This is a genomic window from Aquimarina sp. MAR_2010_214 (genome assembly GCF_002846555.1).
Lineage (GTDB): Bacteria > Bacteroidota > Bacteroidia > Flavobacteriales > Flavobacteriaceae > Aquimarina.
This window is the reverse complement of sequence record NZ_PJMS01000001.1, coordinates 4,303,861-4,323,982: the sequence shown is the minus strand read 5'-3', so window position 1 is coordinate 4,323,982 and position 20,122 is coordinate 4,303,861. Positions and strand designations below refer to the sequence as shown.

At 32.2% G+C, this 20,122-nt stretch carries 14 protein-coding genes; 9 read left to right on the top strand and 5 right to left on the bottom strand.

Annotation, left to right across the window (positions count from 1 at the left end; genetic code table 11):
• Positions 1–112: 112 nt before the first annotated feature.
• Complete coding sequence (locus tag ATE84_RS18690) at positions 113–763, top strand: rhomboid family intramembrane serine protease (RefSeq protein WP_101449404.1); 651 nt, start codon at positions 113–115, stop codon at positions 761–763.
• 50 nt (positions 764–813) lie between these two features.
• On the opposite strand, the gene ATE84_RS18685 is transcribed toward ATE84_RS18690, so the two are convergent.
• Positions 814–1,947 carry a TlpA disulfide reductase family protein gene (locus ATE84_RS18685; protein ID WP_101449403.1) on the bottom strand — a complete coding sequence of 378 codons (1,134 nt, stop codon included), beginning with the start codon at positions 1,945–1,947 and terminating at the stop codon, positions 814–816.
• Positions 1,948–2,320: 373 nt separating this feature from the next.
• Between ATE84_RS18685 and ATE84_RS18680 the strand changes: the two genes are divergently transcribed.
• Positions 2,321–4,684 carry a GAF domain-containing protein gene (locus ATE84_RS18680; RefSeq protein ID WP_101449402.1) on the top strand — a complete coding sequence of 788 codons (2,364 nt, stop codon included), beginning with the start codon at positions 2,321–2,323 and terminating at the stop codon, positions 4,682–4,684.
• 15 nt (positions 4,685–4,699) lie between these two features.
• Here the strand turns inward: ATE84_RS18680 and ATE84_RS18675 are convergent, their stop codons facing one another.
• A complete protein-coding gene (locus ATE84_RS18675) occupies positions 4,700–5,881 on the bottom strand; it encodes a Pycsar system effector family protein (RefSeq protein ID WP_101451095.1) in 1,182 nt (393 codons plus the stop codon).
• A gap of 56 nt (positions 5,882–5,937) precedes the next feature.
• Between ATE84_RS18675 and ATE84_RS18670 the strand changes: the two genes are divergently transcribed.
• From ATE84_RS18670 to ATE84_RS18660, 3 genes are all read left to right on the top strand, one after another.
• Positions 5,938–9,645 carry a metallophosphoesterase gene (locus ATE84_RS18670; protein WP_101449401.1) on the top strand — a complete coding sequence of 1,236 codons (3,708 nt, stop codon included), beginning with the start codon at positions 5,938–5,940 and terminating at the stop codon, positions 9,643–9,645.
• 1,188 nt (positions 9,646–10,833) lie between these two features.
• The gene (locus tag ATE84_RS26750) at positions 10,834–11,949 is read left to right on the top strand and encodes a S8 family serine peptidase (RefSeq protein WP_101449400.1); all 1,116 of its coding nucleotides are present in this window, start codon (positions 10,834–10,836) and stop codon (positions 11,947–11,949) included.
• Entirely contained in the window at positions 11,919–13,469 is a 1,551-nt protein-coding gene (locus tag ATE84_RS18660; protein ID WP_101449399.1) for a GEVED domain-containing protein, read from the top strand. The genes ATE84_RS26750 and ATE84_RS18660 overlap by 31 nt, the downstream gene beginning before the upstream one ends.
• Before the next feature lie 477 nt (positions 13,470–13,946).
• Here ATE84_RS18660 and ATE84_RS18655 read toward each other — a convergent pair whose 3' ends face one another.
• From ATE84_RS18655 to ATE84_RS18645, 3 genes are all read right to left on the bottom strand, one after another.
• On the bottom strand, positions 13,947–14,822 hold the full coding sequence (locus ATE84_RS18655) for a hypothetical protein (protein WP_101449398.1): 876 nt from the start codon (positions 14,820–14,822) through the stop codon (positions 13,947–13,949).
• Positions 14,800–15,252, bottom strand: a complete 453-nt coding sequence (locus tag ATE84_RS18650) for a Dps family protein (RefSeq protein ID WP_101449397.1) — start codon at positions 15,250–15,252, stop codon at positions 14,800–14,802. The genes ATE84_RS18655 and ATE84_RS18650 overlap by 23 nt, the downstream gene beginning before the upstream one ends.
• A gap of 96 nt (positions 15,253–15,348) precedes the next feature.
• The gene (locus tag ATE84_RS18645) at positions 15,349–15,900 is read right to left on the bottom strand and encodes an NUDIX domain-containing protein (protein ID WP_101449396.1); all 552 of its coding nucleotides are present in this window, start codon (positions 15,898–15,900) and stop codon (positions 15,349–15,351) included.
• A 149-nt stretch (positions 15,901–16,049) separates the two neighbouring features.
• Between ATE84_RS18645 and ATE84_RS18640 the strand changes: the two genes are divergently transcribed.
• From ATE84_RS18640 to ATE84_RS18625, 4 genes are all read left to right on the top strand, one after another.
• Positions 16,050–16,469 carry a helix-turn-helix domain-containing protein gene (locus ATE84_RS18640; protein WP_101449395.1) on the top strand — a complete coding sequence of 140 codons (420 nt, stop codon included), beginning with the start codon at positions 16,050–16,052 and terminating at the stop codon, positions 16,467–16,469.
• Positions 16,470–16,580: 111 nt separating this feature from the next.
• Complete coding sequence (locus ATE84_RS18635; RefSeq protein ID WP_101449394.1) at positions 16,581–17,813, top strand: hypothetical protein; 1,233 nt, start codon at positions 16,581–16,583, stop codon at positions 17,811–17,813.
• An 11-nt stretch (positions 17,814–17,824) separates the two neighbouring features.
• Entirely contained in the window at positions 17,825–18,082 is a 258-nt protein-coding gene (locus tag ATE84_RS18630; protein WP_101449393.1) for a DUF4212 domain-containing protein, read from the top strand.
• Between the two features lie 30 nt (positions 18,083–18,112).
• A complete protein-coding gene (locus tag ATE84_RS18625) occupies positions 18,113–19,885 on the top strand; it encodes a sodium:solute symporter family protein (protein WP_101449392.1) in 1,773 nt (590 codons plus the stop codon).
• The last annotated feature ends 237 nt before the right edge of the window (positions 19,886–20,122 follow it).

Below are 20,122 nucleotides of genomic sequence, written 5' to 3'. Positions count from 1 at the left end.
ATAAAATTTTCCGATTTTTTTTATCATAAACTTTTGCTAATAAGAAAGCGATAGTTTAGCTGGGTTTTTTGAGGTGAAAATATATAGTATATTTGGACAAAATTACAATTGTATGGGGACACTTGATATTGTCATAATTATAATTATTGGGGCTAATATATTAATGTCATTAAAAGGATTTAATGACTTTTCGTTTTTTGAGAAATATAAATTTAATATTGGGGGGATAAGAAGAGGAGAGCATTTGAGAATGCTAACTTCGGGGTTTTTACATGCAGATATGATGCATTTGTTCTTTAATATGTTTACGCTTTATTTTTTTGCACCTGTCGTTGTTAGTTTCTTTGGTAACGTCAAGTTTTTAATAGTATATTTTGGTAGTCTTTTAATGGGGAATTTATTTTCCTTGTTTTTTCATAAGGATGAATATCATTATAGTGCGGTAGGAGCGAGTGGTGCGGTTTCTGGAGTTATATATGCAGGTATTTTATTTAGACCGGATATGAGCTTGTATTTGATGTTTATTCCAATTCCAATTCCTGCGTACATCTTTGGTATTGGGTATTTACTATATTCTATTTTCGGAATGAAAAACAAAATAGGTAATATAGGTCATGATGCTCATTTTGGAGGAGCTGTTGGAGGGTATGTAATAACTTTAATTTTGGCTCCTTGGTTATTTCAGGAAAACTTATTTATGATAGGTTTATTAGCGGTTCCAATTGTTATTCTTTTTATCTTACAAAGGTTAGGGAAACTATAACAAAAAAACGACCTAAAGAGGTCGTTTTTATACATATTCTATATTTTGAATTAAAGAGACTTTTGCTCTAATAATTCTGAGATTTTCTTTTCTAACGCAGGCCCTCTAAGGTTTTTGGCAATTACATTTCCTTTCTCATCAATGATAAAAGTGGCAGGTATAGATCTTACACCATAGGCTCTGGCAATAGGTTCCTGCCAGAATTGTAAATTAGAAACATGGTTCCATTCCAGATTGTCATCTGCAATCGCTTTGGCCCAGGATTCTTGTTTTTTATCTAAAGATACTCCAATAATATTGAGTCCTTTATCGTGGTATTTGTTATATACTTTTACAACATTTGGATTTTCCATTCTACAAGGTTTGCACCAGGAAGCCCAAAAATCGATAATGGTAATCTTACCCATAGATTCTTTAAGAGAGAGCATCTTACCTTCTGGAGTTGGAGCAGAAAAATCTTCAGCAGTGACACCAACATCTATTTTCTTTTGCATTGAAGCAGATACTGCATTATTGATAAGCATATTTAGGTTTTTACCCAATCTACTAGGTTTTAGCGTATCGTCAATTTGATCAAATTTCAGTTTAGCTTCTTGAGCAGTTAACATCTTAAGGTTTAAAAGTTCTGTAATAGCAATAATAGATACCAAAGAATTGGCGTTATCTGTAATGCCTTTTCTAAACTGTTTTTCTTTTTCAATCAATTCCTTTCTTTCAAGAGCTATTTTAACAACTTTATCTGTTTCTCCTAATTTTGAAGCAATTTGATATTGGTTATTTAGGTTTAATTTCTCTTCACTATATCTTTTAATTGTATTGATATAGGAAAAGAATAATTCATTTTCAGAACCTCCTTTAATCACAGATGAGCGTAAACTATCCTTATGAATAGTCATTTCAATAGGAGTGTTCTCTGCCATAAACAATACATTTCCTCTAATATCTTTAAAAGTCAAATAATTAAAGTCATTATTCTCTGGAGGAGGTAAAGTAATTTGAAATTTATCTTGTTGTATGCTTACAGAATCAATAATAATCGGCCTGTTGGATTGACTAATTGCATTAATATAAACAACAGTTCCATCTTCAAAACCAGCGGTATCAGCAGTAATAGTATACCCTTTTTGATCTTTTTGACAAGCTACAAGTAGGAGAATAGTAGCAAACAAAGCAATTCTTTTCATAGTAATTTGGATTATTTGATTGTAAAAATAAAGAATCCAAAGTATATACTCCAAAAATTAACGTTGTAGATAAAAAGAATTGTTAAAGAGGATTTTATTATTAGTATAGAATTAAAAGAAAATATGTATCTTTTATGTAACAAAATGCATGAATTTTAGTCTAATCTTATATAGATAACACTTAAAATTTATGATGTAGGATATACAAAAATCAATTTTTTTGATTTGTTGTCCAAATTGGTGTAGATGTATTCGTCAGATATAGTAACCAAGTAGACTTATTTATTTAACATTTTGAGTTTAATTAATTGTTAATATCTAGTTATACAATTTGGTTTGTATTATTTTTGTAAACTACAAGAAAAGAGCAGACATGAGGGGTTTAGAGCAAGATTTTCCATTAGACATATCGATTAACTTTTCAAAGTTTTTTGAACATTACAGAGAATTATTCAAAAATGGTAATGAATTTGTTAAGGATAGAGCTTCTCGGGTTTTAAAAATTGCAGAAGAATATCCTGAATTAGAAGATGGAATAAAAGAAGAAAAACGAATACGTGAATTATTACCACAGATTGATTTAATATTAGAAGATTCTTTTGCACAGATTCTACAGCAAAATGAAATAAAAATTGCTACAATTCCTTTTCATAATACAGTCTTAAAATCATCTAAACGCTATCAGAATATAATAGCAGCAGCTGGTATGGATTTCGAGCCTCAAATTAAAAACTTTGATGAGAAGCATTATTATATCATGGGGTGTAGTATGGTTTTGAGTATTTATTATGGATATAATATTGATTTTAGAAGACCATTCTTTTATGATATTCCTGATGCTATGGGAATAATGAGGAATTATAGAATCATGTATAACGGAGACTTTATAGATATTATAAAAACAGATAAGGCCAAAGATATTACCGATGAAGATGTAGCAGAACTATTAGACAACTTTGATAATGTAGATATTTGGAAAGAAAAATTTCCACCACATAGTTGGATTTTTAAGGGAGTTGTTATTGCTAATATGTTTGATGTTACAACAGACGTTTCATTGTCTGATTTTAAAACTAGCCTTATTAAATATGATAAAACCAAAGGCGATTTTGTTGGTAGTTTTCAACAAATTTTTAGAGCGATATTTAACTTATATGAAATTAAAGTCGGTTTTTCTAGTTACAATCCAGAAGAAGAAATATTAGAAAGAGTACCTTTTAAGGATATAGATAGTTATATTTTGTCTGATAAATATTCTGACTGCTGTGAGTCGGCGCTATGCGATGGAACATATCATTATCTTTTTGAAGAGTCTACGTATTTTGCTATTTCTGATGTGAAAAAATATCAAAAGTTAGCTAAGGATCAAATCATGTATAAGAACCTGGTAGCTCAAGGTATTAATAGTGCAATACTTGCCCCTATAAAAAGTGGTAATAAATTATTAGGGATTTTAGAAATAGTATCGCCTAATGTTCATGAATTGAATAGTATTAATGCTAATAAATTACAGGATGTTATGCCATATTTGGTAGATTCTGTCCTACGTTCTAAATCCAAAACAGAGAATGAACTAGAGTTGATTATCCAACAAGAATGTACCTCAATTCATCCTAGTGTACATTGGAAATTTAAACAAGAAGCAAAACGGTTCATGTGTGCCATAGTAGATGAGAACCCTGTTTCATTTAGAGAAGTCGTTTTTGAAAATGTATACCCATTATATGGGCAAATTGATATAAAAGGCTCTTCTGATGCTCGTAACCAAGCAATACAAAAAGACTTGGTGTTGCAGCTTAAAGGAATTTCTAAAGTAATTAATAAAGTAATAGAATCGGATCCATTACCTATTTATGAGCAATTAAGATATAGAACAAATCGATATATTGATTCTATAATAGAACAGCTACAAGTAGATAGTGAGCAGAATATTTTAAACTTTATAAAAAAAGAAATCACACCATTGTTTAAACATCTTAAACAAAAGAGTATTGAACTCGATATGCTAATTGATCAATATGATAACATGTTGGATGAAGTTATAAAAACAGTTTATAAACATCGTAAAGCATACGATGAATCTGTTATGCTTATCAATAAAAAGATGGCATCTTTATTAGATCAAAAGCAGGATGAAGCACAAGGGATGTATCCACATTACTTCGAACGATTCAAGTCTGATGGAGTAGAACATAACATGTATATCGGAGAATCGATTACAAAACAAGAAAGCTTCAATAAGGTGTATTTGTATAACCTTAGATTATGGCAATTACAGATGATGTGTGAAATGGAAAATGCATATTATCAAATGAAAAAAGATTTGCCAATGGCATTGGATGTTGCTTCTATGGTTTTAGTATTTAATTCATCTTTATCCGTTAGGTTTAGAATGGATGAAAAAAGATTTGATGTTGATGGTACGTATAATGCAAGATATGAAGTTGTGAAAAAGCGTGTTGATAAATCAAAAATAAAAGGTACAGATCAGCGAGTAACAGAAAAAGGTAAGTTGGTAGTTATATATTCGCAACGTTCTGACGAGAGAGAATATATCAAATACATCAATTTCTTGCAATCTAAGAATTATCTCGAAGAAGAAATTGAGATTGTAGAATTAGATGACTTACAAGGAGTTACTGGTTTAAAAGCATTGCGAGCTAATATTCTTTATCACAAGAATGAGCAGGATAAAGAATACTATACCTATGAAGATTTGATGAAAGAAATTAATTAGAACAATTTATAAAAACTATTGCAGTGAATTAAATGCAATAATAAATGAAATAACAGAGGTTATAATCCCAATCATAAATACGGTATATGTAACCCTTAAGATTTTATACTTTTTGTGTAATACCTTACCTAAAAAGTAAAGATCTTTTATCATAGTATCATAGATATATTCTTTATCATTCATCAGATCTGTCATTGCTGATTTATATTCATCTAATGGCATTTTATGAAAATTTCCAAAGAATAATAAATTTACTTTCTTTTCTTCTATTTCTTTACGGGTAAACTCTCCACTTGTTACATTAGGACGTGTTGCTAATACAGATAATATTATAGAAGCAATACAAAATATGATAAATATCAAAGTTGGATATATCAGATATTGATTAGAAGGGTTATCTAGCTTAGGTATAAGATTTGATAGTGCTAGAGATATAATAATAGCGTTTACAGAAAGTAGAATATTGGCTTTTGTGTCAGCAATATCGCTTAGTTTCATGTGATTTCTTAAGGTAACTCTAAATAAAGTTTGTACTCCTTTTTCGGGATTTTCTTCTCTCAATAATTTTTTTATTTTTTCTTTTTCCTGTTTTTTTTCCTTTTTCAATTTAGATCGTTCTTCAAGCATTTTGGTAAGATTCTCTTCTTTTTTAGGTTTCCAATGAGAAATCGCATATTCGGTATAGTACTGATGTTTATTTTGAAACAAATCAATATTTGCTTTAAGCCAATCAGAGGGAGTTAAATCTTTAACAGCATTAAGTTTAAACTCACATCTTAATAGCTCACTTGTTTCTCCATAATAGTCTTTTGCAAAATGAGAAGCATCTGCATCTCTTATAATTTTTTCCATAAGATTAGTGGGAGTATGCTCCATTTTGGTTGCCATAATCTGTTCCGAAACTTTGTTTATAATCTCTTGAGAAACATTTTGTTGACTCAAAAAATCTTTAGCTATTTCTACACTATATTCTTCATGGTCTTTAGAGCTTTTAGAGTACCCCGTGTCATGTAGTAATGCGGTAAGTAGTAAAACCTCTTTATCTTCATCAGATAAATTAGTGTTATCAATAATTTCTTTTGTACTTTTAAATACTCTTTTGGTGTGATCGTAATTATGGTAGATGCAAGAGTTAGGGAGCTCTTTTTCAAAGAGTTCTGAAACGAAATGATCTGTTTTTTCTAGTAGAGAGGACATACTTTTAATTTTTCGATAACCAAAATAATTAAAAAAAAGAGATTGTACTTCAAACAATGAATAAATATAATAAGATTCTAATTATTTGTGTTGCTTTATTACTCAGTTCATGCGCAACATACACTCCTCAATATAAAGTCGAAAGTTTTGCTCAAACATTACCTGACAATATTGTAGAAAAGACATTTTATCTGGTAGGAGATGCGGGAAATGCAAAAATGAATGAAAGTACAGAGGGACTTTCAATCCTTAAAAAAGTATTAGATACTGCAAAAACAAAAGACGATTACCTTATTTTTTTAGGAGATAATATTTACCAAAAAGGAATGCCTAAAAAAGGATCTCCAGAAAGAGCTCTGGGAGAACATAGAATTGATGCTCAAATTGAGGCAGTTAAAGGTTTTGGAGGAGATGTTGTTTTTATTCCGGGAAACCATGATTGGTATACTAATGGGGTAGAAGGTTTACGAAGACAAGAACGATATGTGGTCAAAAAAACGAATAATAAAAAAGCCTTTTTACCTGCAAAAGGTTGCCCTATCGAGAGTGTAGAAATTAGTGATAAGATACACCTGTTGATTTTAGATACGCAATGGTATTTAGCTAATTGGGATAAGAACCCTACTATTAATGATAATTGTGAAATTAAAACTCGTGAAAAATTCTTTCTTGAAGTAGAGGGAGAATTAAAAAAGCATAGTAAGAAAACGATTCTTATTGCGATGCATCACCCTATGTTTACTAATGGTATTCACGGAGGGAAATATAGTTTTGATAAACATATTTTTCCTTCAAAAAAGAAAATACCCCTACCGATATTGGGTTCGTTGGCCGTTCAGATACGATCACAAGGAGGAATTTCTACACAAGATTTGTCTAATGTTCATTATAATAAATTAATGAGGAGACTATCAACAATGACAAGAGATTTGGACAGGGTAGTTTTTGTTTCTGGTCATGAACATTCCTTGCAGTATATTGATAACGATGGGTTAAAACAAATTGTATCAGGTTCTGGATCCAAAGTTTCATCAATTTCTTTAGGGAAAGATGGGCTGTTTGCATATCCGGGACAAGGCTTTGCAATATTAGATATCTATAAAGATGGTTCTTCTAATGTTCGCTTCTTTGGAAACGATAATGGTCATCCAAAACTAGTGTATCAAACCAAGGTTCACCAAAAGGAAAAAGAATTTGATTTTAGCGCTGTTAAAAATTCTTTTGAATCAGAAGTTTCAGCTTCAATTTATACTAAAGGTGAAGTAAAAAAATCAAAACTGTATCAATCGATGTGGGGTGATCATTATAGATATGTGTACGGAACAGATATAAAAGTTCCTGTGGCTACTTTAGATACCTTGATGGGAGGTTTCACTGTTGATAGACAGGGAGGAGGACAAGTGACAAGATCTCTACGTCTAATTGATAAAGAAGGAAAGAGGTATAGCCTTAGAGCAATGCGTAAAAGTGTTACGCAGTTTTTGCAGAAAGGAGTATTTAAATATACACATCTCGAAGACAGGTTTAATGATACGTTTACAGAAGATATCCTTTCTGATTTCTATACGTCTAGCTATCCTTATGCATTTTTAGCTGTTGGTACAATGGCAGATGCTATAGGAGTATATCATGCAAATCCGAAGTTGTATTACATCCCGAAGCACCCTGCATTGGGGAAATACAATGAGAGTTTTGGTGATGAGATATATTTTCTAGAAGAACGACCGGGTAAAGAATATGAAAACGAAGTTACTTTTGGAAAACCTGAAGATATCGAAAGCACAGATGATCTCTTAAGTAGACTTAGGAAAGACGAAAAATACCAAATGGACGAAGAGCACTATATAAGAACTAGGCTTTTTGATATGATCTTAGGAGATTGGGATCGTCATTCTGATCAATGGAGATGGGCTCGTTTTGATACTAAAAAAGGTAAAGAGTATAGACCCATCCCTAGAGATAGAGATCAGGTTTTTTCTAATTATGATGGAATACTTTTGGATGTCATAAAATTTGTGGTTCCATTAGCACGTAAGTTTCAGGTATATGATGGAGAACTTAAAAAAGTGAGGTGGATTAATCAATCAGGACTACCACTAGATAGAACATTAACGCAGAACTCAGGGAAAGATATATGGATAGAACAAGCAGCATATATCAAAGAGAATCTTTCTGATGCCGCAATTGAAAAAGCATTTACTAATCTCCCGAATAACCTTCAGGATGAGACAATAGAACAAATAAAAGAAAACCTTAAACATAGAAGAGATAATATTGAAGATATCGCTAATCGCTACTATAAATATCTTTCAAAACATGTCATTATTAAGGGAACAGATAAAGATGATCTTTTTGAAATATTTAGAGAAGAAGGAGGGAAGACAACAATAGAGATTTCGAGAATAAAAGGAGATGAAAAACAAAAACCATATAGTAGTAGAAACTTTACAGCCAAAGAAACTAAAGAAATTTGGATTTATGGATTAGATGATGACGATCGATTTGTTGTAAAAGGAAAAGGAAGTAATCTCATAAAAATTCGAATTATTGGAGGTCAGAATAATGATACCTATGCAATAGAAAATGGAAGGAAAATAAAAATCTATGATCATAAATCAAAACCTAATACGATAGAGAAAAAAGGCGGAGCAAAATTTATATTAAGTAATATCTATGATTATAATGTTTATGATTACAATAGGTATGTCGGCAAAACCAATACAGTAACTCCATTTATTGGCTTTAATCCGGATGACGGAATTAATATAAATGTAACAGATGTGTATACGGTAAATGGGTTTAAAAATAATCCATATCATAGTAAACATAGAATTAGGGCAGCATACTATTTTCAGACAAAAGGTTATGATTTATCATACTCAGGAGAATTTGTAAAAGCATTAGGTAACTGGAATTTCCTTATTGATGCTGTATATACAAGTGAGAATTTTGCACAAAACTTTTTTGGATTCGGAAACAGTACTTTTAATCCGGATGAGGAGTTGGACTTAGATTACAATAGAGTAAAGATGGGCATCTGGTCGTTTGGATTAGGGGTTTCTAAACGAAATAATTATGGTAGCGAATTTTCAATAAAAACAACATTTGAAGGGATAGAGGTGCAGGATACACAAGATAGATTCATTACATCCGGCTTGGGTTTTGTAACTATAGATCCTGTTTTTTTCGAAAGAAAGTATTTTACAAATCTGGACTTGATGTATAAATTCGAAAGTTATGATAATGACATTAATCCTAGCAGAGGAATGTTGTTTAAATTACAAACAGGAGTGAGAACTAATGTAGAAGAAACGGATAGGACATATGGATATATTTATCCAAGATTAGGTTTTTATAATTCGATTACTCGAGATCGAAAACTAGTGCTCAAAACAGATGTAATTGCAGAAATCAATATTGGAGAGGGTTTCGAGTTTTATCAAGGAGCCAATTTAGGGGGAACTAAAGGATTGAGAGGATATAGAGAAGAACGTTTTACTGGTGAAAGCGCATTGGCATTTAGTGGAGATTTAAGATATAGCTTTAATACATTTAAAACAGGTTTATTACCGCTACAATTAGGAGTTTTTGGAGGCTATGATATTGGGAGAGTATGGTTAGATAGTGAAGATTCTGATCGATGGCATGACTCTGTAGGTGGTGGTGTATGGCTTAATGCTATGGATGCTATCGGAGGACAGTTAGGGTTATTCTCTAGTGATGAAGGGCTGCGATTTACATTTGGTTTTGGGATGAGTTTATAGGATTCTACAGTATTTAAAAAACTTCTTATACTTGAAATTACCCTCCTATAAAATAGTTCTACAACGATAGGATATGCTATGTACAGGAAGGGACTCCCTAATTAAAATACGTTTTTATTTATAAAATGCCAATGTAGGCACAGGAACACAAACTCAAGATTCTAAAATTACGTTAAAAGGTAAAAATCATTCTCGTGAAGTAAAAGTTACTGTAAATACTATTGCTTATTTCTATTTGTAAATGACTCCGATTACCTTCTCTATAAATAGGTAAAAGTTCCCGTGAAGACAAATGAGGATCTACCACAAATAGCATTAGTATAAAAAGTGTTGAACAATGTTTTTTTTGTTTCAATGTATAAATAAATGATCATAAACTTTAATATAATATCGATTTGTTAATTACAATATCGTCAAAATAGCACTGATTTATTGCTAATAAGATTTGTTGATTTGTTAATTAAAAGTTAATTTAGTGTTAAATAGGGTTGAATTTGATTAAATCAGTATTGGTTTTTTCTTCTGAAATTTTCTCCAATTTCGACATTCTTCTTTTTAGTTTAACCCTTTGATTTCCAATAACGCAATAGTGTTGCGTTATTGGAAATCAAAGGTAATTTACCTGATTCAATAATGACAATAGAGTCATAACTATCTGTTTATTACGTGTTTGCCGTATTTGTTTATTTGAATTAATCTCTACTTTTGAATAACAAATTTTAATAAGAGCTCAACATTTTAATTTAAACAAACAAATAAGTTTAACACAAAAAATCAAACAATAATGAAAACTCAACTGAAAATTTTAAGCACACTAACAGTCTTTTCTCTCTTCTTTTATAGTTGCGAATAAGAAATGGATAAACACGATATCCATTTGGCTGAATAGAGTATAAAACTACTTTTGAAAATAGTGGAATTAGCTTTATAGATAATTTAGATAAGCGTATCATTACGTTTAATTCTCGTCTTACCAAAAAATAAAACATATTTATTTAAAAATAGGCATCTATTTTTGAATGAAGTGATTTGACTTTTTTTAATTCGCTGTAAAAAATATCTTTTTTTACTTAATCCCTTTCTTTTTCTCACTTTATAGCAGTGCTATGAAGTGTCAAAAACACTGTTTTTTTGTATAGAATTAAAAAAGTTTAAACTACTTCAATAATAATTTAACAAACAAACATCATGCAAAACATAATATATAAAATAGCACCATTGATGTTACTGTTTTTTACAGTAAGTGTCTTTGGACAAAAACAATCAGATAATTTCTATTACTACAAAGGAGAAAAATTCTTTTTAGATATAGATACTAGAACTATTTCTATTTCATTTGAGGGAGAAAATTCTATTAACTCTTTTAAATCTTTGCGTAGTAATTCAATAAAAATAACAGAAATAATTGAAGATAATTCAAGAGCTACTGTAGTTTCATTAGATGCTAAAGCAACTTCTAAGAAAGCTGTAAAAAGCTATTATATGGAAGTGTCTACAAGCAAAAATATGACTATAGCAGATTATTATAAAGAGATCGAATCTTATAAGAAATTACCTAATATTTTAATGGCTTCTCCGACATATACAACAAAGAGTGGAGGAGACTTAGGGCTGTCAAATAATTTCTATGTAAAACTTAAAGATAAAAACGACATTGATATTCTCTATAAAAAAGCAAAAGAGATGAATCTAGAAGTATTAGGTCATGATAAGCACATGCCGCTTTGGTTTACACTTTCTGTAAAATCCAAAAATAAATTAAATTCATTACAGCTTGCTAACATTTTTTATGAAACAGGTTGGTTTGAGAGTACAGAACCAGCTTTCATGTATCACAATATAGCAACTTCGAATGATACTTACTATAATAACCAGTGGTCTTTAAATAATACAGGGCAGAATGGAGGAACATCAGGAATTGATATCAACATGGAGGAAGCTTGGAGCATAACTACCGGAGATCCAAGTATCAAAACAGCTGTGTATGATCATGGGTTAGAAATGAATCATCCAGATTTACAAGCTAATGTTCACGGAACAGGGTTTGATGCTAATAACGGAACATCCCCAGCTACAGTAAGAGGAAGTCATGGAACTGCTTGCGCAGGTATTATAGGAGCAGTTAAAGATAATAATTTAGGAATTTCGGGTGTTGCACCTACTTCAAAATTAATATCGATTAGTATCAATCTTGTATCTTCTGATAGCCCGTCTCAATTAGCAAGTGGTTTTAATTGGGCATGGAAAAATGGAGCAGATGTGATTAGTAATTCTTGGGAGGATATGCGCCATCGAGCATTATAGATAATGCTATAACAAATACGTTAACTAAGGGTAGAGGAGGAAAAGGTTGTGTCATTGTTTTTGCTGCGGGTAATGAGAATAATACAAATATTCGATACCCAGGAAATAGTAATCCAGATTTATTAATAGTAGGAGCAATGAGCCCTTGCGCAGAACGTAAAAACCCAAACTCCTGTGATGGAGAGAGTCAGTGGGGGAGTTGTTATGGTAGCCAATTAGATATTGTAGCTCCTGGAGTAAAAATGCCAACTACAGATAGACAGGGGTCAAATGGATATTCTACATCTGATTATACGCAAACTTTTAACGGAACTTCATCAGCATGTCCAGTAGTAGCAGGAGTAGCAACACTAATATTAAGCGTTAATCCAAACTTAACATATAGTGAGGTAAATAATATTATCGAGAAATCCGCTCAGAAAGTAGGAACATATACATATGCTACTGCAGGAGGGCGTCCAAATGGAACTTGGAATAATCAGATGGGGTATGGTTTGATTGATGCGCATCAAGCAGTTTTATTGGCTCAGAATGGTTCTGGTTCTGATTCTGAAGCACCAACAGCACCATCTAATCTGGTCTCTACTGGAAAAACTAAAACTAGTGTAAGTTTAAGTTGGACAGCCTCAACAGACAATGTAGGTGTAACAGCGTATGATATTTACAACGGGAGTAACCTTTCTACTTCGGTAAATGGTACCACAACAACAATATCAGGATTAACGCCAAATACAAGTTATGATTTTACCATCAAAGCTAAAGATGCAGCAGGTAATGTATCAGGAGCAAGTAATGTATTAACAGTTACAACAGATCCTAATACTGGTGGAGGAACACCACCGACTTATTGTGCGGCAGAAGCTACAAATGGGCCTGAGCATATTGCAAAGGTTAAATTTGGAACAATAGATAATAGTTCAGCTAGAGATTCTTATCATGATTATACAAATATATCTACAGATGTTGCTAAGAATAATAGTTATGCATTATCGGTAGTTATTGGTCAACCCTATGGTAATGAGAATGAAGTAACAGCATGGATTGATTGGAATATTGATGGTGATTTTGAAGATGCAGGTGAACAATATTTATTATCAAAAAGTAGCGCCTCAGCAGCTTCGATTTCAATTCCAGTACCATCAGGAGCATCTATAGGAACTACAGGTATGCGTATTAGAGTTTCTTATAATAATAGTAGTAGAGTTCCTTGTGGGACAAGTGGTTATGGAGAGGTTGAGGATTATGCGGTGAATATCAAAGGATCAAAATCTGGATTAATCACTGAATCCATAGACGATATCATTATTTATCCAAATCCAACTCCAGAACAATTTGTTATTTCATCTAAACTAATAGGGGCTCAAATAACTCTTATTAACTCCAATGGTGTAATAGTAAAAAAACAAAAAATGACTTCAAGTAAAACAAAAGTTAATTTATCAGGGCTTCCTTCAGGGTTTTATCAAGTGCAGGTAATTTTGGGGTCAAAAAAATTATCAAAAACTGTTGTAATAGAATAAGTTTTGATCGTAAGATCCTGATTATCTAAGGGATTCTTATTTTAACTTCTGAAATACCAGAACATAATAAATTTAATAGAGGTCAGTATTTAAATACTGACCTCTATACGTTTTTCTCCCTCTGTAATATGTGAAGTTTAAACTTTTTTTAATTCGCTATAAAAATGCCTTTTTTACTCAATTTTCATATCCTTCGCCAGAATCAAAAAGGGGTAAACCCATCAATATGATGTATTAGGAATCTCAATCAATATTGAGGTAACCTAAAGTAATTGAAGGAGAATCTATAGAAGGATTAACCGAGATTTTGAAGTTTGGTTTTTGACGAACTTGATTTACGTAGAATAGAAGCAAGGTGTGCCACCGTGAATATTGGATTCTAGGATTCTCGAAAAAGTAGGAATGCGTAAAGAAGGGTATAAACGAAAAGTTTTATCGCTTAAATGCCCTTTGTCTACTCGACACCAAAATGTTACCTTATTTAAGTATATACTTAAATAAAGTAGCTTTTTTATGACCTTGTTTTTCATCGGTAATAAAGAGGGTAGAATCGTTTTTAAAACAAATTCCTTCTTTTTGAGAATTATGCTTTAATGCTATTTTTTGAATAATCCCATCAAACAGGTTATCACCTTTAAAACTACTGAGTAAGATTACCTTGTTATGTGTGAGAAGTGCAATTTGGTCTTCAGATTTATTAATTGTGGCTCCGGTAATAAGACAATTAGAATAATTTTTACAGGTTTCATATTTACTAATTAGTTTAGCTATGTATTTTCCTGGTGTAGCAGAAACTCGATATAATTTAGTTATTGCTTTTGATTTTTTCCCTCTGTTTTTAGTAAATAAGTATAGATTGCCATTTAAGTGTATAAAAGCTTCAACATCAAAATTTAACCTTTTCTTCTTAGGTGGAAATTTCTTTTGATCTTCAAAAATGAATTCAATTTTTGAGGCAACAATAGCATTCGATAGAATTCCTGAAACTTTATAGATAACCAAATCTTTTCTATCGTTACTATTATTTCCAAAATCACCAATATAAATATTGTCTTCTTGATCATGAGCAAGATCTTCCCAATCTATATTTTTAGCTCCTGAGATTTTGATTTTACGTACTATTTTTCCTTTTTGATTTAAGCAAAACAAAACATTGCTATTACCAGAATCATTTATAGCATATACATTATGATCCGATAGCATGGTAATACCTGATATTTCATTAAGAATATTAGGTAAGGTATTAACCTTTACCAAATTGGTATGCTTATCCTTTTGACAACTAGCAGATACCGTCATCAAAAGGATAAGATAAGAGAGTTTTACTATTTTAACTTTTTTGATTCCACGCATTAAGCATCCAGCTTGTTTTTTCTAATTCTCCGATATAAGTGCCTGTAATATCAAGTGTTCCATCATCTTTGGCATCTTCTGCCGCAGTGGTTACTATTTTTAATTGATTAAGAAGAGCTTTATGATCCTCTAGAATAGTAGTAACCATTTCATGATCTGCAAGTGTAGTATCTGCTTCCTTAATATTAGAAAGTTTTAAGTAAGCACTAAAATTGCTAACAGGTTTTCCTCTTAAGGTAAGTATTCTTTCGGCGATTTCATCTATTTTTAATTTTGCATCTTCATAAAATTCTTCAAATTTTACATGAAGTTCAAAAAAATGAGGCCCTGTGATATTCCAATGAAAATTTCTAAGCTTTTGATAGTGCATATGATAATCTGCTAATAATATATTTAAAGCCTCTATTGTTTTTGTAGTTGAAGTATTCATAGTTTTTATCTATTGATTTTTTAATTTCAATACAAAATTACTATAATTAAATAGTAAAGTATGAAGTTACAATAGTTAGTTGTAATAGATGTATTACTATAATTGATTTGTGATTTCCTTAAGAATAAAACTATAATATGCTTTATCATGAGGAACATAATTCTTTCTTTTAATAGGGTTTTGGAGAATATCTTGAAAGTTGTCAATAGGTATGAGAGTGATATCAGATACTTCTTCTTTTTGAAGGGTTAGCGTTTTTATAGAAACATCGAGGCGTGAAAGATAAATATGATGAAATTCATTATCAAAAAGGTCAGGTTGGGGTGTTTTTTTTGCTACATATGTTCCAATAAATTTTAGACCATCTTTGGTTACAGACAAACCAATTTCTTCTTTAATCTCTCGAATAGCTGAATCTTCTGGCGTTTCTCCTGCACCAATATGACCAGCTACAGAAATATCCCATAAACCGGGATACGTATCTTTATCATCTGCCCGTTTTTGTAATACGATTTCTCCTTGATTTGTAAAGAACCAAATATGAACACTACCATGATATAATCCTAATCGATGTGCTTCCGATTTTAATCGTATTTCTCCGGTAAATCTCCCAGCTTTATCTAGTATATCTATCAATTCATCTGCCATAGGTGTTTTTGAATTCTATATTAATAATAGCAAAATAGAACAATATGTTCAATAAAAATGCTATAAGAGTTATGTTTTTATATAATTAATATTAAATAATTAATATATTTTTATTGCTAAATTGATATATTTATGCAAAATAGATATACATGAATATTGATACCTGTCCTAACTGTAGTTCTCAAGATTATGTTAAAAGTGGAGTCGTTAATAATAGACAGCGCTATAGGTGTAAAAAATGCAATTATTACTTCACAGTAAACAAATTAGGAAAGAAAATAGATGATTATTATGTAAATAAAGCACTACAGCTATACCTCGAAGGATTAACCTACCGTGAGATAGAACGAATATTAGGAATATCTCATGTAAGTATCATGAATTGGGTAAAGAAATATAATATCAAACGCCCCTATAATTCTCAATACCATCCAACCTACAAAATCTTGAATTCATCTGAGCTGGCAAGCTATTTTCAATCTACAGAAAATATAAAAGGTGCAGGAGTTATTATTACAGAATTGGGAGATAAATTCATGTTAATTAAATGGGAACGATTTAGAGATTAAGTATAGTAAATTACCAAATAGGTATATTAATTTTTTCTTAACTACTAGTTTTTTAGAGATTCGTGCAACACACAGAATTAATTTATTACTAATCTTAATCTTTAAAATTCGATGAGAAAACAATTGATAGTACTGTTGGGGCTAGTTTTTTTTGCCACACAGTTTACGTACTCACAGGGTTCGCCAGACTACACAGGAGGACTTAAAGTAAAACTCAATGAAGAGGGATCAAAATACTTTAGGATAATTTCCTGGGCTCAGGTTTGGGCAAGATATCAGGATGATGTGCCTGATGATGTTAGCAAGACAAATTTTAGTGTTCGAAGAGCGAGGATTCTTACCTACGCACAGATCAATAAGGATTTTTTAATTCTTACACATTTTGGTCTAAACAGCCTTAATGGAGATAACCAAAGCCCAATAGGTACTGGGGATAGATCTCAACTATTTTTTCATGATGTTTGGATACAATATAGTCTTGGAACAAAACATGCAATTGGAGGTGGACTCCATTATTGGAACGGAATCTCTCGTCTAAATAATCAAAGTACGCTTAATATGATGACTCTTGATAATAATAGACAGTCATGGGCAACCATCGGGTTGTCAGATCAATTTGCTCGTCATATCGGTATCTATGCAAAAGGATCCTTCGGAAAACTTCAATATCGAGTAGCTGTAAATGAATCTGGAACCAATAATCTTCAGGAAGGAACAGATCCTGTTCTTAATGGACCTGCCGTATACGCAGGAAGAAGGTTGTTGGGATCTAAGGATGCCGGAAAGAATTTTGCCGGGTATTTTGATTATCATTTTATGGATCAGGAATCTAACTTCTTACCGTATAAAGTGGGATCGTACCTTGGCGGAAAGAAGGTGTTTAATGTTGGAGCAGGATTCTTTTATCACCCCGACGGAAGTGCTATAGCCAATGACGCAGGAGGAATTGAAGGTGAAGATGTTGCAATATTTGCAGTAGATGCTTTTTATGATGCACCTCTAGGCGATAACGGCTCGGCCATAACGGCCTATGCAACTTATCAGAATAATGATTACGGAAAAAATTATACCTTAGGACAAACCTATGAAACGGGTTCTATGATTTATGGTCATGCGGGATATGTTATTCCTAATGATAACAAAAAAATCAAATTTCAACCGTATGCTTCATTTAATTTACGATCAATAGATGCGATAGACGATAATGCAACAACTTTTGGTGTTGGTGCAAATGCTTATTTCAGTGGTCACAACTCAAAATTAACGCTGGAGTATCTAAATACAAAATATGGGGATAACGATGCTCAAGGCTATGTTACCCTTCAAGCGATGATATATTTATAAAACCTTTAGTTATGACAGAAAAACAAAAAGCAGCTGCTTACTGGAAAGAAAACCTCAAATACCTGGTCATTTTATTGAGTATTTGGTTTATAGTTTCCTACGGGGCCGGAATTCTATTTAAAGATGCATTAAATACCATAAAACTAGGAGGGTTCAAATTAGGATTCTGGTTTGCTCAACAAGGCTCTATCTATGTTTTTGTAATACTCATTTTCGTATATGTACGATTAATGAATAAACTAGATAAAAAATATGGTTACAATGAGTAATCTTAATACTAACCAAAAAAATATATTATTATGAGCGTTCAAGTATGGACATGGATTTTAGTAGGGATTACTTTTTCCATTTATTTTGGAATTGCAATTTGGGCTAGAGCCGGTTCGACAAAAGAGTTTTATGTTGCAGGAGGAGGAGTTTCTCCACTAGCCAATGGTTTAGCTACTGCAGCCGATTGGATGAGTGCAGCATCGTTTATCTCGATGGCAGGACTAATATCATTTATGGGATATGACGGTTCGGTCTTTTTAATGGGATGGACAGGAGGATATGTGCTATTGGCATTATTACTAGCTCCTTATCTAAGAAAGTTTGGAAAATTTACCGTACCAGATTTTATAGGAGATCGATACTATTCTAATACCGCCAGAACCGTGGCAGTGATATGTGCCCTTATTGTATCATTTACATATGTTGCCGGACAGATGAGAGGAGTTGGAATTGTTTTTTCTCAGTTCTTACAGGTAGACATTAATCTGGGAGTAATCATTGGGATGACAGTAGTTTTGGTATTCGCCTTTTTAGGAGGAATGAAAGGAATTACATATACCCAGGTGGCGCAGTATTGTGTATTGATATTTGCTTTTATGGTTCCTGCATTTTTTATCTCAATGCAAATGACAGGAAATATAATCCCACAAATAGGAATGGGAGGTACTGTAGAAGACGGAACATTTTTATTAGATAAATTAGACACATTACACACCCAATTAGGGTTTAAAGAGTATACCAGTGGATCCAAATCTACCTGGGATGTTTTTGCAATAACACTTGCATTAATGGTAGGTACAGCAGGATTACCGCATGTGATTGTACGTTTCTTTACAGTGCCAAAAGTAAAAGATGCCCGTAAATCTGCAGGTTTAGCCCTGTTATTTATTGCAATCTTATATACAACTGCACCAGCAATAGCAGTTTTTGCAAGAACCAACTTAATCGAAACTGTGAGTAATACAGAATATAAAGAAGTACCAGAATGGTTCAAAAACTGGGAAAACACAGGATTGATAGCTTGGTCTGATAAAAATAATGACGGTAAGATTCAGTATGTAAACGGTAGTGCAACCGATGGTAAACCAAAATATATTGATGAAAGAGGAAAATATGGAGAACGTATGGTATCAAACGCTAATGATTCTGCAAATGAGCTATATGTAGATAGAGATATTATGGTATTGGCAAATCCCGAAATTGCAAAATTACCAAATTGGGTAATTGCATTAGTAGCAGCAGGGGGATTAGCAGCAGCACTGTCTACTGCAGCAGGTTTGTTATTAGTGATCTCAACTTCAATATCACATGATTTGATCAAAAAACAAATCAAACCAGACATTTCTGAAAAAGGAGAATTGTTGGCAGCACGAATCAGTATATTAGTAGCAATTATTATTGCTGGATTGTTTGGTATTTATCCGCCCGGATTTGTGGCAGCGGTCGTCGCCCTAGCATTTGGTCTGGCAGCGGCATCATTTTTTCCGGCTATTATTCTTGGTATTTTTGATAAACGAATGAATAGGCAAGGAGCTATAGTAGGTATGATTGTTGGGATTACGCTTATGTTATTCTATATGATCAGATATAAAACAGGACTAATAGGAGTAATGGATCCTAGACCTGCCAGTGAGTGGTGGTTTGGTACATCTCCAGAAGGATTTGGTACCGTAGCCATGGTTGTCAATGTAATCGTATCTGTTGTGATTTCAAGAATGACACCCGCACCACCAAAAGACGTGCAAGAAATCGTAGAAAATATTAGAATTCCTAGCGGAGCCGGAGAAGCATCTTCGCATTAATATAGTTAGTGTTTTTAATCCCGATTTTATAATGTGCAATCGGGGAATCAATGTTGTTAATATCATTTCTTATATGAAATTACCGTAATCTGAATTGAATTATTTTTGGTTCAGATAAAAAAGAAAATTCAGGGATAGCATAGTTATCGATGTATTTTCTTTTGAAAGATGAAGCAAAAAGAAACAATTTTAGTAGGTGATTTTATTTGAGAAATGGTATAAATTATGGATTATGAT

Coding starts and splice junctions, on each gene's coding strand:
- ATE84_RS18690 (WP_101449404.1), top strand. CDS start 113: ATGGGGACACTTGATATTGTCATAATTATAATTATTGGGGCTAATATA.
- ATE84_RS18685 (WP_101449403.1), bottom strand. CDS start 1,947: ATGAAAAGAATTGCTTTGTTTGCTACTATTCTCCTACTTGTAGCTTGT.
- ATE84_RS18680 (WP_101449402.1), top strand. CDS start 2,321: ATGAGGGGTTTAGAGCAAGATTTTCCATTAGACATATCGATTAACTTT.
- ATE84_RS18675 (WP_101451095.1), bottom strand. CDS start 5,881: ATGTCCTCTCTACTAGAAAAAACAGATCATTTCGTTTCAGAACTCTTT.
- ATE84_RS18670 (WP_101449401.1), top strand. CDS start 5,938: ATGAATAAATATAATAAGATTCTAATTATTTGTGTTGCTTTATTACTC.
- ATE84_RS26750 (WP_101449400.1), top strand. CDS start 10,834: ATGCAAAACATAATATATAAAATAGCACCATTGATGTTACTGTTTTTT.
- ATE84_RS18655 (WP_101449398.1), bottom strand. CDS start 14,822: ATGCGTGGAATCAAAAAAGTTAAAATAGTAAAACTCTCTTATCTTATC.
- ATE84_RS18650 (WP_101449397.1), bottom strand. CDS start 15,252: ATGAATACTTCAACTACAAAAACAATAGAGGCTTTAAATATATTATTA.
- ATE84_RS18645 (WP_101449396.1), bottom strand. CDS start 15,900: ATGGCAGATGAATTGATAGATATACTAGATAAAGCTGGGAGATTTACC.
- ATE84_RS18640 (WP_101449395.1), top strand. CDS start 16,050: ATGAATATTGATACCTGTCCTAACTGTAGTTCTCAAGATTATGTTAAA.
- ATE84_RS18635 (WP_101449394.1), top strand. CDS start 16,581: ATGAGAAAACAATTGATAGTACTGTTGGGGCTAGTTTTTTTTGCCACA.
- ATE84_RS18630 (WP_101449393.1), top strand. CDS start 17,825: ATGACAGAAAAACAAAAAGCAGCTGCTTACTGGAAAGAAAACCTCAAA.
- ATE84_RS18625 (WP_101449392.1), top strand. CDS start 18,113: ATGAGCGTTCAAGTATGGACATGGATTTTAGTAGGGATTACTTTTTCC.